This window comes from Pseudomonas parakoreensis (genome assembly GCF_021602155.1).
In the GTDB taxonomy this organism is placed as follows: Bacteria; Pseudomonadota; Gammaproteobacteria; order Pseudomonadales; family Pseudomonadaceae; genus Aquipseudomonas; species Aquipseudomonas parakoreensis.
Map to the genome: position 1 here is coordinate 507,321 of NZ_BQHY01000002.1, position 15,596 is coordinate 522,916.

The window sequence follows — 15,596 nt, forward strand, 5'->3', positions numbered from 1 at the left end:
CAAAAAAAATGACGGCAACCCCAAGGTTGCCGTCATCGGTGTTACGACCGCGCGAGTTTACAAAGGACGGCCGATAGCGTTGCAGACGCTGGCGTTGTTGATGTCCAGGTTGTTGCCCGACGTGTTGGTGATGAAGTTGGCGGTCACAGCAGTTTTCCAGGCGTTAGGCACGGCGACGAACTTGTGGGCCTGAGTCGCAGTGTTGTTGCCCGGGTTGCTGTAGTGCTGAGTCAGGAAGGCTTTGACGTCCGCGGCCACGGCTGCATCCTTGTAGCACTGACCGAAGATGAAGTTGGTGTAGGCAGCCAGTTTGTAACCCGAAGCCGGGTTAGCCACCACGGGCGACCAGTTGGCAGGGTTTGCAGCCTGGGCCGGGGTCGAAGGAGCGGACACCGACGACAGTGCGAGGGTGACGTTGAGCGAAGTTGGCTGAACGCCGTTAACACGAGCAACAACAGCGTTGCTGGTGGCGTCGACACCGTCCGGACCGACATAACCGATCGAGCCGTCAACCGCGTTCACGGTAGTGGCGACATCAGAAGTGTTGGCGACGCCGACCCAGTTCGACGGCAGTGTCGAACCGGCTGGCAGACGCGCGTTGGTGAAGGTGGAGCTGGTGGCGAACTGAGTCGGGCAGACCGAGTTCAAGTGACGGCTGAGGATTTCCGAAGTGCCGCTGGAAACGTTGCGGTACACAACGCGAATCGGCGTGGTGTCGGTCGTGCCGAGCAGCTGGCCCCAAGTGGTCTTGGCACCGGAGAACGCATCGCATAGCTGAGCGCTGGTCAGGTTCAGCGCGGTCTGGCCGGCTTTTTTGTACGGGATGGCAACCGAAGTGGCCACCGAAGGCAGTTGAATCAGCGGGCCGTACGAAGCGCCGTAGGTGGTGTTGTAGGTGTTGATTTCCGCAGCGCTGAGGATCGAATCGCTACCGGCGAAATGCACGGTGCCGGTGGTGCTGAAACCGGCCGGGTTGTTGGTCAGGAAAGCGGTCTTGCCGGCACCGCTACCCACGGCGGCGTAGCTGAAGTTGGCAGGCAGGATGCTGTCGGCCGAACCTTTGTACAGAGCGGCTGGCAGCGTGGCGCCGCCACCGGTAACGGCCATGGCCTGGGCGGAAGCCAGAGCGGCGACGGTCAGGGAAGCGGCGATCAGAGTGCGCTTGAACATGAAGAATCTCCTTTTCAACGATGGTTGTGAACACAGGTTTTCAGGGGTCTTGCATGACACTGGGAAGACTCACCGCTGACCTTCGCAAGCGGGGTCCGTGGTTAAGTCGCAATGAAAAATTCGCAGGTTCCGGTGACAGATAAAGGAAAAAACCTCGGGAGCTGCGCGGGGATTTTCCGACGGTTTTCTCGGGTGTTTGCGGGGGATTGCGCGGCGTCTGGATCGTTGGTTTGGCTGAAATTGGCTGCAGCCGTTGCGGGGTGGTTGCAGATGACAGAAAGGAGAACCCGAGGATGGTTCTTTTGAGGGTCGGGTGATGCTGAAGTCCTGGTAAAAAAGTCTGAGTTATTTGTTGTTCTGCATGGCCCTATCGCTGGCAAGCCAGCTCCCACAGGTGGATGGTGCTTACTCCATTCTCTGTAGGAGCTGCCGAAGGCTGCGATCTTTTGATTTTGCTTCTGCTTTTCAAGATCAAGATCAAAAGATCGCAGCCTTCGGCAGCTCCTACAGGGGGTTATTGCACCAGCTGGTTGATCTCAATGATCGGCAACAACACCGCCATCACAATCACCAGCACTACCCCACCCATCACCACAATCATCAGCGGTTCGAGCAACGCGGTCATGCCCATCGCCCGCCGTTCGATATCGCGCGACAGGGTCTGCGCCGCACGTTCGAGCATCGGCGGCAGTGCGCCGGTTTTCTCGCCGCTGGCGATCAGGTGAATCAGCACCGGCGGGAACACGTTCTCCACCCGCAACGCCGCCGCCAGGTTGACCCCTTCGCGCACCTTGGCCGTGGCGTCGCTGACACTCAGGCTCAAGCGATCATTGGATAGCGTCTGCCGCGCCGCCTCCAGCGCCCGCAACAACGGCACCCCGGCACCGCCGAGAATCGCCAGGGTCGAGGCGAATCGCGCAATGTTCAGGCCCAACACGAAACGCCCGATCAGCGGCAATTTCAGCACCCGATGATGCCAACTCAAGCGCGCCGCCGGATTGCGCAGGTACAGGCGCCAGCTCCAGAACGCCCCGGCCATGATCGCCGCACACAACCATCCCCATGCGCGAATGAAATCACTGGCGGTGAGCATCGCCAAGGTCAGCCCCGGCAAGTCCTGCCGCGCCTGGGAAAACGCACTGACCACCTGCGGCACCACATAGCTGAGCAGGAAGATCACAATGCCGATCGACACCAGCCCGACCACACCGGGATAGATGAACGCGGTGAGAATCTTGCCGCGCAGGTTGTTGCGTTCTTCGATGTAGTCGGCCAGCCGCTCCATGACCTGCGCCAGATCACCAGATTCTTCCCCCGCAGCGATCAACGCGCGATAGATCTCCGGAAAATCCCGTGGCCGTGCGGCCAGCGATTCGGCCAGACGCATGCCGCTGCGCACGTCGGCACGCACCGCGCTGAGGGTGTGGGCGATGTGTTTTTTCTCGGCCTGCTCCACCGTCGCGCTGAGCGCCGCCTCCAGTGGCAGACTGGCCCCGAGCAGGCTCGCCAGTTGCCGCGTCGCCCAGGCCAGATCGTTATCCGACATCCGCGCACTGAACAAGCCACTGCCGCCGCCATGCTGGGCGACGTTGCTTTCCTTGTGCACCGACAACGCGGTCAACCCACGGCTGCGCAACACGCCGAACGCCGCACCTTGGCTGTCCGCCTCCAGGTGCCCGGACTCGATCTTGCCGGTGGCATCGGCGGCTTCAAAACGATAGCGATTCATCAGGCGTCCCGGGTCACACGGAGGATTTCTTCAGGCGCGGTGGCGCCGCTGCGAATCCAGCGCTCGCCGTCCTCACGCAGGCTGAACATCCCGGCCTTGGCCGCTGCCGCGCGCAAGGCCTGTTCCCCTGCCCCTTGGTGAATCAGGGTGCGGATGTCGTCATCGATGCAGAACAATTCGTGGATGCCGGTGCGGCCGCTGTAACCGGTGTGATTACACGCCGCGCAACCGACCGGGCGCCATGTGCCCGGCGCTGCCGGGTCTTCCTGTTTGCACTGATTACACAGCCGTCGCACCAAGCGTTGCGCCAGAACGCCGAGCATCGACGATGCGAGCAGAAACGGCTCGACGCCCATGTCGATCAAGCGGTTGACCGCCGACACCGCGTCGTTGGTGTGCAGCGTCGCCAGTACCAGGTGCCCGGTGAGCGAGGCCTGCACGGCGATTTGCGCGGTTTCCAGGTCGCGGATCTCGCCGATCATGATGATGTCCGGGTCCTGACGCAGAATCGCGCGCAAGGCCAGGGCGAAGGTCATGTCGATCTTGGCGTTGACCTGAATCTGGCTGATCCCCGGCAGGTCGTATTCCACCGGGTCTTCGACGGTGAGGATGTTGCTGGTGCTGGCATCCAGTCGCGCCAGCGCGGCGTAGAGGCTGGTGGTCTTGCCGCTGCCGGTGGGGCCGGTGACCAGCACAATGCCGTGGGGCTGGCGGATGAGGTGATCGAGTTTGGCCAGCACCTGTGCGTCCATGCCCAACGTTTCCAGATGCAGGCGCCCGGCCTGTTTGTCGAGCAAGCGCATGACAACACGCTCGCCATGCCCGGTCGGCACGGTGGAGACGCGAATATCAATCGGCCGCCCGGCCACCCGCAGCGCGATGCGGCCGTCCTGCGGCAAGCGTTTTTCGGCGATGTCGAGCTGGGCCATGATCTTGATCCGCGACACCAGCGCACCGTGCAATGCCTTGCGCGGCGACACCACGTCGCGCAGCGTGCCGTCGACCCGGTAGCGCACCACCGAATGGGTTTCGAACGGTTCGATGTGAATGTCGCTGGCCTCATCGCGCGCGGCCTGGGTGAGCAAGGCGTTGATCATGCGGATCACCGGCGCACCGTCCTGGGTGTCGAGCAGGTCGGTGATTTCCGGCATGTCCTGCATCAGGCGGTCGAGATCGACTTCGTTTTCTGCTGCGCCAACCACAGCGGCGGCGCTGCCTGTATCGGCGTAGGCCGTGGCGAGCAGGCCGTCGAGTTCGTCGTCGCGCACGCGCCGGAGCGACGTCTCACCGAACTGCCGCCGCACCTCGCTGATCGACCAGCCCGGTGTCGATGGACATACGGTCAGCACGCCGTCGCACAACAGAATGCGCTGGGCCTTGGCCCAGGCGTAGGGAAGCGAACTCATCTACACCCTCCCCCCATGGCAATACATTCCCGTGTAGGAGCTGCCGCAGGCTGCGATCTTTTGCTTTTAAAGATCAAAAGATCGCAGCCTGCGGCAGCTCCTACAGGTCCAGCGTCGTCCCGGCTTTCTACGGTGAGGGGAATTCTTGTGGTGAGGGGATTTATCCCCGATGGGCTGCGTAGCAGCCCCGAAACCTGACATCCGAATACATCTGACTGACCGCGCGCATAGGTTTTGGGGCCGCTTCGCTGCCCATCGGGGATAAATCCCCTCACCACAGGTTTACTTCTCAGATTGAGGGTCGGATTCAAAAGCGTAGGAGCTGCCGCAGGCTGCGATCTTTGGATCTTGATCTTCAGCGACATTGAAAAAAGCCAAAGCAAAAGATCGCAGCCTTCGGCAGCTCCTACAGGTCCAGCGTCGTCCCGGCTCTCTATGGTGAGGGGAATTCTTGTGGTGAGGGGATTTATCCCCGATGGGCTGCGCAGCAGCCCCGAAACCTGATATCCGAATACATCTGACTGACCGCGCGCATAGGTTTTGGGGCCGCTTCGCTGCCCATCGGGGATAAATCCCCTCACTACAGGGTTACTTCTCAGATTGAGGGTTGGATTCAAAAGCGTGTACTCCCTTCAATCGGCACCGCTTTGATCGTCGCGCGAGGTCCCGAAGCCGGAACCGGACTCGGCACTCCCTGCGCCGCCGTCGGCAACTGCGGCGCCTGCATGTCCGGCATTGCCCAGCTGCGCTCCGGTTGCAGGCCGCCCTGGGCGCGGCGCATGAAGTCGTAGCGGTTGAGGGTGATGCTGCGCCCCGCTTCGCTGTCGCGGATGATGTACGGGCGCAGGAACACCATCAGGTTGGTCTTGCTGATCGCCCGGCGCTCGTTGCGAAACAGCGCGCCGATTCCCGGCAAGGTGCCCAGCCATGGCACCGCTTCGTTGCTCTGGCTGTAGCCGTCCTGCAGCAAGCCGCCGAGGACCATGATCTGACCGTCGTCGAGCAGGATGCTGGTGTCGATTGCGCGCTTGTTGGTGACGATCCCCGCCGCTCGCGCGCTGACCGAAGCACGTTCGTCGATGCTGCTGACTTCCTGATAGATATCGAGCTTGACCGTGCCGCCCTCGGAAATCTGCGGCCGCACGTTGAGCTTCAAGCCCACCTCCTCACGGGTCACGGTCTGGAACGGATTGTTGCTGGTGCCACCGCCGCCAGTCACGTAGCTACCGCTGACAAACGGAATGGTCTGGCCGACAAAAATGCTCGCCGCCTCGTTATCGAGGGTCAGCAGATTCGGCGTCGACAACACGTTGGTGCCGCCCTTGCTCTTCAGCGCCCGGGCCAGCACTTTCAGGTCGAGAATCTTGCCAATGCCGGGGATGTCGACGGTGCCGTTGACATAACCGAGGTTCAAACCCTGCGGCAGCACATCGAGACTGGTCTTGCCGTTGAGGTTGATCCCCGAACCGCCAAGATTCGCTCCGCCGATCACGCCTTTACCGCCGAGATTGCCGGTCTGCCATTGCACGCCGAATTCGCTGGCATCGTCCTCGCCGACCTCAACGATCAGGCTCTCGATCACCACTTGCGCGCGGCGCTGGTCGAGCAAATCGATGACCTCGCGCAGGTTGCGATACAACGGCTCCGGCGCGGAAATCAGCAAGGTATTGGTGGTGGCGTCAGCCTGAATCGTCACCCCGCCCGCGCTGAACGCAACGTTCTGTTCGCTGGCTTGATTGCCGCCGCTGCCGGTCGAACTGCTGCTCTGCGCATAACTGCCGCCGGTGCTGCCCGTGCTGGAAGTGGTCGAGGTGCTGCCGCTGGTTTGCGTGCCGCTCTGCGCACTCGATCCGCCATTGTTGTTGCCATTGCTGCCCATGGCGCTGAGCACCGAGCGCGCACTGTCGCTGGTGCCGCTGTCGCTTTCGCCAGTCAGCAGGCCGCGCAAGGCCTGCGCCAGTTTCGCCGCTTGCGCGTTACGCAAATAAACCACGTGCAGGTTGCTCGGATTGCTCTGCGCGTTGTCGAGTTTGTAGATCAGATTGCGCGCCAGCTCGGTGCGCTCGGGGCTGCCGGCGCGGATGATGATGGTGTTGGAACGCGGATCGCCGATCACCGCGATTTTCTGTGTCGGGTCGTTGCCCGGCGCGTCAAGCAGATCGGCGACCATCGGCGCAATGTCGGCGGCGATGCCGTTCTGGATCTGCACCACGTCGGTGTCGATCGCGCTCGGGGTGTCGATGGTCTGGATCAACTGGGCGACGCGGGTCAGGTTCTCGGCGTAATCGGTGACGACGATGGTGTTGTTGCCGGGGTAGGCATTGATCGGGTTGTTCGGCGAGACGATCGGGCGCAACACCGGAATCAGGTTCACCGCGTTTTCGTATTGCAGGCGAAAGGTACGCGTCAGCATGCCGTTGCCAGCGGGTTTGTCCGGGCTGTAGATCGGCCCGCCGAGCAGTTTCGCGTCGGCTTCCGGCACCACCTGGGCGACGCCGCCGACATCGACCACGCTGAAACCCTGCATGCGCAACGCCGCCAGCAACATGTCATAAGCCTGGCGTGCCGGCACCTGACCTTCCGAGACCAGCGTCAGGCTGCCCTTGACCCGAGGGTCGACCAGAAACTGCTGGCCGGTGGAACGCGACAACGCGCGCACCACAGCCTGAATATCGGCATCGACAAAATTCAGCGTCACCGGCTGATCGCCCAGCGGATTGCTCGGCAGTGTGCTGCCGCGTGGGGCGCCGCCACTGCGTGCGCGTTCGGTGATGTTGTGCATCTGCCGTGGTTGCGGCGCGGTTTGTACCTGGGCGCGTTGCCGATCAAGCAGCGCATCGCCGCTGCGCTGGGTGTTGGCCAATGGGCGGCCGAGTTCGCTGTCCACCAGCAACGGCGGCTGGTTCGGCGGCGTGGTGGTGGTGTTGCTGCACGCGCTCAACGCCATCAGCAGCATCGGCAACGCCATGCGCGCCGGTTTGGATCCTGACCCCTTCATGAAGCTTCCTTAGCGCCCAGCGCCTGATCCATGCGAACGGTGCCTGACAATGTGCCGGCAGTGACTTCGGTCGAAGCGTTGTCGGCGCGTTGCAGACGGGCCTCGACCACTTGCAGAGAAAGTTGCGCCGGGGTGCTCAGCAGCCAGTCGAGCACCGCGTCGGCCGGTGCCGCGTCGAACGTCAGTTGCCACGCACCGGCCTCTCCGGCCTGCAATTGAAAGTGTCCGGCCAGGCCGCTGGCCTGCAGCGTCTGCTCAAGAGACTGCGCAAGACTTTGCCCGTCCGGGCGCACGCTGACTTCGCGCAACAGCACTTCAAGGGCTTCGGTCTGCGCACGCAACTTCGGCGTTTCGCTTTGCCAGTAAGTGATTTTTTTCAGCGGCGGCTGAATCAGTGCGACCCACACCAACAGCGCCAGCAGCATCGCCGCCATGCCGCCGACCATGCGCTTTTCGCGCAGGGCCAACGCTTGCCAGCGCGCCTGAAGCTGCGCGCTGAAACGCTGCCAACGGGCGCGATAGACAAACAGCATCGCCTTATTCATCTTCTGCCCCGCTGTCGTCAGCGCTGTCGTCGGGGGTGGTGACTTCATCGCTCGGGCGCAGCAGCCAGCCCTCATCGTCAGCCGTCGCACTGATCCCGATCTGGGCCAATGCGGCTTGCCAATCCTTGTCCTTGTCATTGGCGCTGCGCCGGGCGTCGGCCAGCAAACTCAACTGCAACGTGCCGTCGACAAACGTCAGGCGCTCGACCGTGCCGGCCATGAACGGCATGCCGCTGCCGGCCTGCAACACCAGCCGATTGAAGGGCTGCGCCGGATCCTCCGCCGCGCCCTTCTGCCGCGCCGCCAATTGCTGACGGGCCTGCTGCAGCGGATTGAGGATCACCGGCAATTCGGGAAAAGCCTGCTTCACCCGCAGCGCCATCTGCGCCTTGAGCTGCTGGCCCTGACTGGCCTCACGGGCGGCATACAGGTTCAAGCCGATGACCCACACCGCCACCGCCAAGGCGCACAGCCCCAGCGCCCGGCCCCAACCGCGATGCTCGCTGCGCTGCTGTTGCACCGCACCCTGCAGGCCCCAACCGGGCAACGGCCCGGTCCAGCGCTGCGCCTCGGCCATCGGCAATTCTGCATCCGGCGGTGGCGTCGAACCGATCCAGTGCAACGGCGTGCCGCAGCTCAGCAGCCAGTCACCAATCTCGTCGTCGAACAGCGGCTGCACCCGCGCCACCTGCACGCTTCCGCGCAGCAACAAATGGCCGTCCTGCCGACAGGCCACCGTGCCCGGCAGCACCGGCAAGCTGTACGCCGCCGGGTACAAGCCGCGCAGATTCAGCCCGCCCTGCTTCAGCAGTTGCCCCAGATGCTGCAAACGCTGACGCGGCGCCCAGGCAATCTGCACCTGCCCCGCTTCATCCCGCGAACTGTGAGCGATGTGCATGTCATTGCAGTCACCGAGCATCAAGGCCTGCGCCGCGCATTGCACCGCCGCTGCGGTCTTGTTCGCCGGTAATGGCGGCAGGTCGATGCTCGCCAGCAGGCTGTCCGCCGGGTGCAGAAAAGCGCTGAGCGGTGGCTGCTTCGGTAACTGCCCCAGTTGGCTAAAGGTCTGGCGCTGCTCACGAATGACCTGCCCCTGCCGGTCCAGCCACGCGCAGTCCATTTCACTGTCGAGACTCAACTGCGCCAGTGGCGGCAAACTCACACGCAACTGGCTCATGCACCCACCCGCGACCAGATCACTTGCGGCAGACGTTCCTCGCTGCGGTGCAACAACGCATCGAGACTGACCCGACGCTGCTCACGCCGCGCCTCGCCACGCAGGCGAAACCAGTCACTGGTGATGCCGACCTTGACGCTGGTCAGCTCCAGATTCGGCATGCGCAAGCGGTTGACGAAATCGCCACGGTTGATGAACCAGCGCCCGGCATCGCGCTCATTGATCAGCGCCTGCGCGCGCTCCAGCGACAACCCCGGCACATACGCGGCCAACACCGGTGCAGTGGCGGTATTGCCATTGAGCCAGGTGGTTGCCGGAATAACCGTCAGGTACGGCGCCAGTTTGCCAATGACCGCGTCATTCACACCCTCGACGCTGCGCAAATCATCAACACTGCGCAGCATCGGCAACTTCGGATGCTGTGGCTTGCGCGACGCATTCGGCGACGTGGCGCGGCCACTGTCAAAGGCGTTTTTGCTCGTGGTGTTTTCGGCAATCTGCGGGTTCAACAGGTACGGATAAGAGCTGATCACCCGCTGACTGATGCGCTGACTCAACCCGGCGCTGATGCCGATCAACTCGCACAACCGCTGAAACGCCTGCACCTGCGCCTCATCGACACGCTCGTTGGCCACCAGATTGCGCAGGTTGAACTTGCCCTGCTCATCCTCCAGCCGCCCCTCGAAACCCTGCGCATTCAAGCGCTGCGCCCACGGCTGATCGAGCCGGGTCAGCGGATCACGCTGCCGCGCATCCCAAAGCAATTGCCGGCTGATCTCCAGCCCGCCGTGCAACAACCAGCGCCCCTGAACCCGCTGCTGATCCGCCTCCAGTGCGCGGGTCGAAACGCTCTGCCGGGTCAACATCCCCGCCGCAATCACCGCGACCACCGCCGCAATCAACAGCGCACTGATGATCGCCATCCCCTGCTGGTTCGATTGGCTGTTCATCGCCGGCCTTACAGCTGCCAGGAACCGATGTCGGCATTCACGCCGTCGCCGTCAGGCTGACCGTCGGCACCGAGGGAAAAGATATCGATCTCGCCATTCGCGCCGGGGTTGAGGTATTGATAAGGACGACCCCACGGGTCATTCGGCAGACGCTCCAGGTACGAACGCCAATTGCTGTTCTTCGCATCCGCCGGCCGCTCCACCAGCACTTTCAAACCCTGAGTCATGCTCGGGTAAGTGCCGTGATCGAGCCGATACAACTTCAGCGCCTGCATCAAACCGCCAATATCCTGCTTCGCCGCCGTGGCCCGCGCCTGATCCGGCCGATCGAGCACTTTGGGCACCACCATCGCCGCCAGAATCCCGAGAATCACCACCACCACCATGATCTCGATCAGGGTAAAACCCTGCTGCCCACGGGGCACCCGGCTCGGTCGGTTGGGCTGTTTGAACTGCGCGATATCCATCTCGACATTCCCTTGGCTTGATTCGATTCGACGCGCAGTGTTGCAAGAAGATATGTCAGGGATGTTGAAAATCCTCGGGAGTTTTCGTCGTCAAGCCGTCAAGGACGCGGGTTAGGGTCGAGGGCTGTGTTTTGGTTTTGGGCCTTATATGCGCGCGTGTTCCCGAGAAGCGGGTTTCACCTTGATTGAAGTGCTGGTGGCGCTGGCGATCATTGCCGTGGCGATGTCGGCGGCTGTGCGCGTGGCCGGGCTGATGACCCAAAGCAGCGGAGTTCTGCGGGATCGCTCAATTGCAATGATTGCGGCGCAAACCCGCATGGCAGAGCTGCAACTGGAAGGTCGATTGCCGACCGGTGTGAAAGCTGTTGATTGTGATCAGGGACGATTGTCGTTGCGGTGTGAGCAAGTAATCGCAGCGGCTGAAAATGGCCGACTACTCAAAATCGCCATCCAAGTCTTCGACCGCAACCAGGACGCCCCGCCCCTAGCCCGCCTGGAAACCCTACTGAATCGCCCCCTGTAGGAGCTGCCGAAGGCTGCGATCTTTTGATCTTGTTTTTTAAAATCAAAAGATCACCTTCCGGCAGCTCTTACACAAACATCTCAGGCAACAAAACAACGCATGCCCCACACGACATCCGCAATCAGCCTGAAACCCTGTGGGAGCGAGCCTGCTCGCGAAGGCGCCAGAACCGACACCTAATCAACCAGCAGGCACGCCCAGCACAATCATCACCCCTGCAACTGCAAATTATCCAACGCCCGATTCACCGCCAACTCCCCGAGCATAATCAACTGCGCAATCCCCAACAGCGCCCGACGCTGCGACACCGGCACCAGGCTGGCAATGTTCTGCGCGATATTTTTGGCCGAAGCAAGCGTCTCACTGGCATCCACCAGCAGCTCTTCGGTTTTGTTGTCCGCCGTCACGGCATACATCCCACGGGTTTTACGCGGCGGCGTGGACCCGGGCGCACAGAGGTAATGATCGAGCGCACGGTCGGCGGCTTCGTGGAGTTTTTTGGAATCGATGGATTCGTAGGGGGAAACCGAGGCGGTTTCGGGTGGGTTGGGAGTTGGTTTGATCATGAGTGAATCTCCAAATCATAGAAAAGGAGCCATCATCTTTCGCTACCAAACGAAGGGGTGGTGGCCATACGAAGGTTGGTAGACCGGTGACTTGGAAAACCGGCGCGCCCGAAGACGCCCTGCGCATGGCCACCATAAATACACAGCCCCAAAAGGGGCCTGTATAGGGTGACGCTATGCGCCAAGTCTAAGCCGGGCTACCAAACCCGATCGCTGATTTCGTCAGCGACCGGACCACAATAGAATCCGACACAAAAGCGCACAAGCCGGCGGATTCTGGCGTAGCTGTAGGCAAAGGCGCAAGGATGTGTAGCCTGGGAGAGTGTTTGGAAATGTCTTTTTAAACGTTGGCGTTTATCGGGAAATCCCTTTCTATCAAGTTTCCCTGAATAGATCCGTCCCCTTATCCTCTACTAATCCTACCAGAGGAAAGAAATCACTGAGGTTACCAGCCGTAACTGCCAATCTCTGACGAATAAACAGTTCTGTTTTTGGGCACATCGCCTTCATTACACGAGACCTACTGCTGATTACCTTTCGAATTTCAATCATTTCCAGCACTGGTGCCGACCAGAAGCGAGTTTCCAACGGCTTTCGACCAAGCTACTGTTTTGACATCAGTTAAAATTAGACTAGGGTGATGAATAAACAAGCAACGCGGAAGATTTACTAATGATTGTCGGATTATTCATAAGAAACTTCAAAATCTATCAAAATATAAACTACATCCCTCTATCTAAAGGCAAATTATTTAGCGCGATAGTAGGAGAAAATGGTGCTGGAAAAAGCTCTATCCTGGAAGCATTGAACTCATACTTCAATAACTTTGATTGGAATTGCAATCACATTGTTGTGACTAGCGGCTTTGATACAAGAGAGCCTTTCATATGCCCAGTATTTCTTTTTGAAAAAAATCGTCTACCCAATACCTTTAAACACGAATCCGCCTTAGACGTTGCTAGCTCTTTTGTCTGGGGAGCAACCAACCAATCATTCAACTCAGCTAATAGAAAGATTGCCACTCAATTTTGTGAACATCGCGATCTACTTATCGAAGAAGGCTACAGTGCCGAGACTCACTACCTTTTCCCTATGGGGCTTCTGAAGCATGGTGTAAACACGCCCACTGAATGTTATTTTTCGATTTTTGAGACACATGAGGATGAGATAGGCGTAAAATTTATCGACATGATTGGCAAGAGCGAGGCAGAGGCACTTCTACAGCTAGTCCAAGATACTTATAGCTATGTATATTTGCCATCGGAAATTGATTTTCAGTCTTATACAAAAATTGAAGGACGAACAATACAGGCTCTGCTGGGGCGAAAGCTTGACAGTATCGTTCGAGCTTTTATAAGCTCTAAAACAATAACGGATATTAATCGTGACTTAACATCTTTTCTTAATGAAATAGCTTCGGTATTAGAAGGGTACGAGTACAAAAAACCATCAAAAAAACAAACATTATTCAATCACTCCCATTTTACAGAAAAGGTGATTGAAGCTTTTTTTGACTCGAAAGTCTTGACAAAAATTGACGGAGACAATTCCACACCAGTCAACAACTTAAGCTCTGGTGAAAAGCGAAAAGCCCTTATCGATGTTGCACGAGGATTTCTGTTAAGAGCTGAACAGGGTGGGCCCCAGCAAGTCGTTCTAGCCATAGACGAACCGGAGCTTTCACTTCATGTCTCTGCTTGCTTTGAACAATTTGAAAAACTTAAAGAAATATCGGAAGCAAAGGTTCAAACAATTATCACCACGCACTGGTATGGCTTTATGCCAATAGTATCGAATGGGGTAGCTGTATATATATCCAAGATAGAGCAAACACGAGCAGTTCCGCTAATTGACTTAAGATGCTTTCGTGACGATATCAAGCAACTTAAAGAAAAAACCCGCGGGGTGTTGCCAGCAAATATCGAGCTAAAGGGCATGAATGATTTAGTGCAATCAATTATTGCATCTATTACAGGAGCAGATTACAAATGGGTCGTTTGTGAGGGCTCATCTGATAAAATTTATTTAGAGCATTATTTTTCTGGCGATTCAAAGCGTCCGTTCATATTACCGGTTGGAGCTGCAAAAAATGTCAAAAAAATCTTCGCGTATATTGTGATGGCACTAGACTCTGACAGGGACGACATTGAAGGCAGAGTTTTGTTTTTGCTTGATACTGATAAGAGCTTTGAGAAATTTGATGGCTCGGACGGCATTGATAACTTACGCATACGGCGCCTATTAAATTCCTCCTCGGAAATGAGAACCACTTTGGTACATACGACCAACTCAGTGTTTTTTCCTCCCACAGAGATTGAGGATTCATTAGATGCTGAGGCGTTTTTGAGCACGTTGGCTCTTTTTGAAGCGGACGAGGCATATCAAGAAATTTTTGGAGAGCTTTCAGAAACGCTGACGGTTACTGACGTCGACCTTCCCTCTGGTCTAGCTTTGAACCTCAGAAGCTCCGACAAATTGGTTTTAGAAAAACTTTTTGACATGGAAGGTTTTAAAATAAAGTTTGCATTAGCGTACACAGAGAACTCTGACCCAAGTAGGTGCCCCGATTGGATAACTGAAATAAAGCAATTTCTGTATCCTCCAAAACCGAGACTTAAACGAATCAGAGCTGATAGAGCAGGTTGATTTTTTAGATGCAATTACTTTAGAAGCGTTAGCGAGCACAAATGCGATTAATACCAGACACACATACTCGCACATTCCGAGGCGCACCCCACATTCTTAAATAATAGACAATATGCTTACAGCAACATTAATGCTTGAACAGGACTTACCGAGTTAACATACCCCCATATCCCCGTTTTTTGCTTCTCGCTTAACGCCTCTTTGTAGTTAAATAAAAGCTCATTGAATCGCCAGTCAACTATACTCATAAAGCCTTGTCTCAGCTCTATATTAAATACAGTTATACTATCGCACGGACCTTGCGATTTTTCTTGATTCAATAAAAACCCGGACCGTTCTGCGCTTTTTTGGATCATTAACAGAGCAGCTTCCGCCTTTTCCAAGCATTGTGTTGAAACAATAATATCGTCAACATAAACACTTACTCTCACGCCCTCACTCTTATTGAGTGAGTCAATCGTTTTACCAAGAGAGCTTTTTCTCAAGCATAGAGACGCTATAATTGTCGACTGAACAAAACCAAATGGCAACGCGAAAATCTGACCTGCGACTAGCGGAATAGAAACCGTTGACTCCATGGCGATAGCTCTAGATTTTTCGTATCCGAAATACGGTTTTAGCTCCCGAGTTATTCGACTTCTATTTATGCTATTAAAGAATTTCTTGATATCCACACAAACAAAATATTTCCCGCCCAAGTGACACTTTACAGCCTCGACATGCCCACCATTTTTCAAGTGATAGTAATTTGAAGGCGGGAACCATTTTAACTCAATGAGCTTCTTGAAAAACGCCCCCTCTTTTAGAGTTTCTAAAGTTGGAACATACACCCAAGTGCTAGATTTTAGTCGAAATCTACTGAGCCATTTATGAGAATTCTGCATCAGACATAGACTCGAAATAGTTAAAAGCCACGCTCAAGAGCGGAAGAGCTGCATCCACGAACTTCAAAATGACCGTAGCCAAAGTGAAGATCTTGGTAGCAAACTCAATACGCTTCTGAGCTTGGCTGTAATCAAATTTCTTCATGATTACGTACCTCATCTAAATTCCTGGCTGACCGAGCGCTAAGCGCATGGCTTTACAACCAACGAGGAGACCGATGAGACAAAACGAGTCATATCGGATAACCCAGAGATCACATAGTGACGCGATGAGGGACACGCTGCGTGGCAGCCTGTCGCCAGGAAGATTGGATCCTAACATCTCGCATTGAAAGGCCGCAACGTCGTAACGTTCAGGCCCATAGAACTGAGAGTTGTTGGCGGTTTTCGGGTATTTCAAACGAATCCTGCGAGTCGAAGGCAGTTACAAACACGCCTTGCTTTTCCGTTCTGGCTTCCGACTAAAGGGCAAAATAGCGAACTTCAACCCAGCAAATCACGGCCTGACCAACCTAGGCATCTCCACCCCCTCCCC

The 15,596-nt window shown here is 57.2% G+C and carries 13 protein-coding genes; 2 read left to right on the top strand and 11 right to left on the bottom strand.

The features are described 5' to 3' along the window. Positions 1-57: 57 nt before the first annotated feature. The 8 genes from L6D63_RS04700 to gspG all read right to left on the bottom strand — a co-directional run bounded on the left by L6D63_RS04700 (position 58) and on the right by gspG (position 10,442). Entirely contained in the window at positions 58-1,170 is a 1,113-nt protein-coding gene (locus tag L6D63_RS04700; RefSeq protein ID WP_047293964.1) for a substrate-binding domain-containing protein, read from the bottom strand. Between the two features lie 514 nt (positions 1,171-1,684). Continuing rightward, positions 1,685-2,899, bottom strand: coding sequence for a type II secretion system inner membrane protein GspF (gene gspF, locus L6D63_RS04705; RefSeq protein ID WP_131670282.1), 1,215 nt, complete (start codon positions 2,897-2,899; stop codon positions 1,685-1,687). Further along, positions 2,899-4,305, bottom strand: a complete 1,407-nt coding sequence (gspE, locus tag L6D63_RS04710; protein WP_131670281.1) for a type II secretion system ATPase GspE — start codon at positions 4,303-4,305, stop codon at positions 2,899-2,901. Before gspE ends, gspF begins: the two co-directional genes overlap by 1 nt. A gap of 613 nt (positions 4,306-4,918) precedes the next feature. After that, positions 4,919-7,303, bottom strand: coding sequence for a type II secretion system secretin GspD (gene gspD / locus L6D63_RS04715; protein WP_131670280.1), 2,385 nt, complete (start codon positions 7,301-7,303; stop codon positions 4,919-4,921). Next, positions 7,300-7,848, bottom strand: coding sequence for a type II secretion system protein GspM (gene gspM, locus L6D63_RS04720; RefSeq protein ID WP_131670279.1), 549 nt, complete (start codon positions 7,846-7,848; stop codon positions 7,300-7,302). The genes gspD and gspM overlap by 4 nt, the downstream gene beginning before the upstream one ends. Further along, complete coding sequence (gene gspL, locus L6D63_RS04725; protein WP_131670278.1) at positions 7,841-9,025, bottom strand: type II secretion system protein GspL; 1,185 nt, start codon at positions 9,023-9,025, stop codon at positions 7,841-7,843. The genes gspM and gspL overlap by 8 nt, the downstream gene beginning before the upstream one ends. Beyond that, complete coding sequence (gene gspK, locus L6D63_RS04730) at positions 9,022-9,975, bottom strand: type II secretion system minor pseudopilin GspK (protein WP_131670277.1); 954 nt, start codon at positions 9,973-9,975, stop codon at positions 9,022-9,024. Before gspK ends, gspL begins: the two co-directional genes overlap by 4 nt. An 8-nt stretch (positions 9,976-9,983) precedes the next feature. Further along, positions 9,984-10,442, bottom strand: a complete 459-nt coding sequence (gspG, locus tag L6D63_RS04735; RefSeq protein WP_131670276.1) for a type II secretion system major pseudopilin GspG — start codon at positions 10,440-10,442, stop codon at positions 9,984-9,986. A 148-nt stretch (positions 10,443-10,590) separates the two neighbouring features. Between gspG and gspI the strand changes: the two genes are divergently transcribed. After that, the gene (gene gspI, locus L6D63_RS04740) at positions 10,591-10,965 is read left to right on the top strand and encodes a type II secretion system minor pseudopilin GspI (RefSeq protein ID WP_047293948.1); all 375 of its coding nucleotides are present in this window, start codon (positions 10,591-10,593) and stop codon (positions 10,963-10,965) included. 209 nt (positions 10,966-11,174) lie between these two features. On the opposite strand, the gene L6D63_RS04745 is transcribed toward gspI, so the two are convergent. Then, on the bottom strand, positions 11,175-11,531 hold the full coding sequence (locus L6D63_RS04745) for a DUF6124 family protein (protein ID WP_131670275.1): 357 nt from the start codon (positions 11,529-11,531) through the stop codon (positions 11,175-11,177). A gap of 672 nt (positions 11,532-12,203) precedes the next feature. Here L6D63_RS04745 and L6D63_RS04750 point away from each other — a divergent pair. Continuing rightward, a complete protein-coding gene (locus tag L6D63_RS04750; protein WP_131670274.1) occupies positions 12,204-14,177 on the top strand; it encodes an AAA family ATPase in 1,974 nt (657 codons plus the stop codon). 116 nt (positions 14,178-14,293) lie between these two features. On the opposite strand, the gene L6D63_RS04755 is transcribed toward L6D63_RS04750, so the two are convergent. After that, a complete protein-coding gene (locus tag L6D63_RS04755; protein ID WP_131670273.1) occupies positions 14,294-15,061 on the bottom strand; it encodes a reverse transcriptase domain-containing protein in 768 nt (255 codons plus the stop codon). Continuing rightward, positions 15,045-15,206: a hypothetical protein gene (locus tag L6D63_RS04760; protein ID WP_191626931.1), complete on the bottom strand. Its 162-nt coding sequence runs from the start codon at positions 15,204-15,206 to the stop codon at positions 15,045-15,047. Before L6D63_RS04760 ends, L6D63_RS04755 begins: the two co-directional genes overlap by 17 nt. Positions 15,207-15,596: the final 390 nt, after the last annotated feature.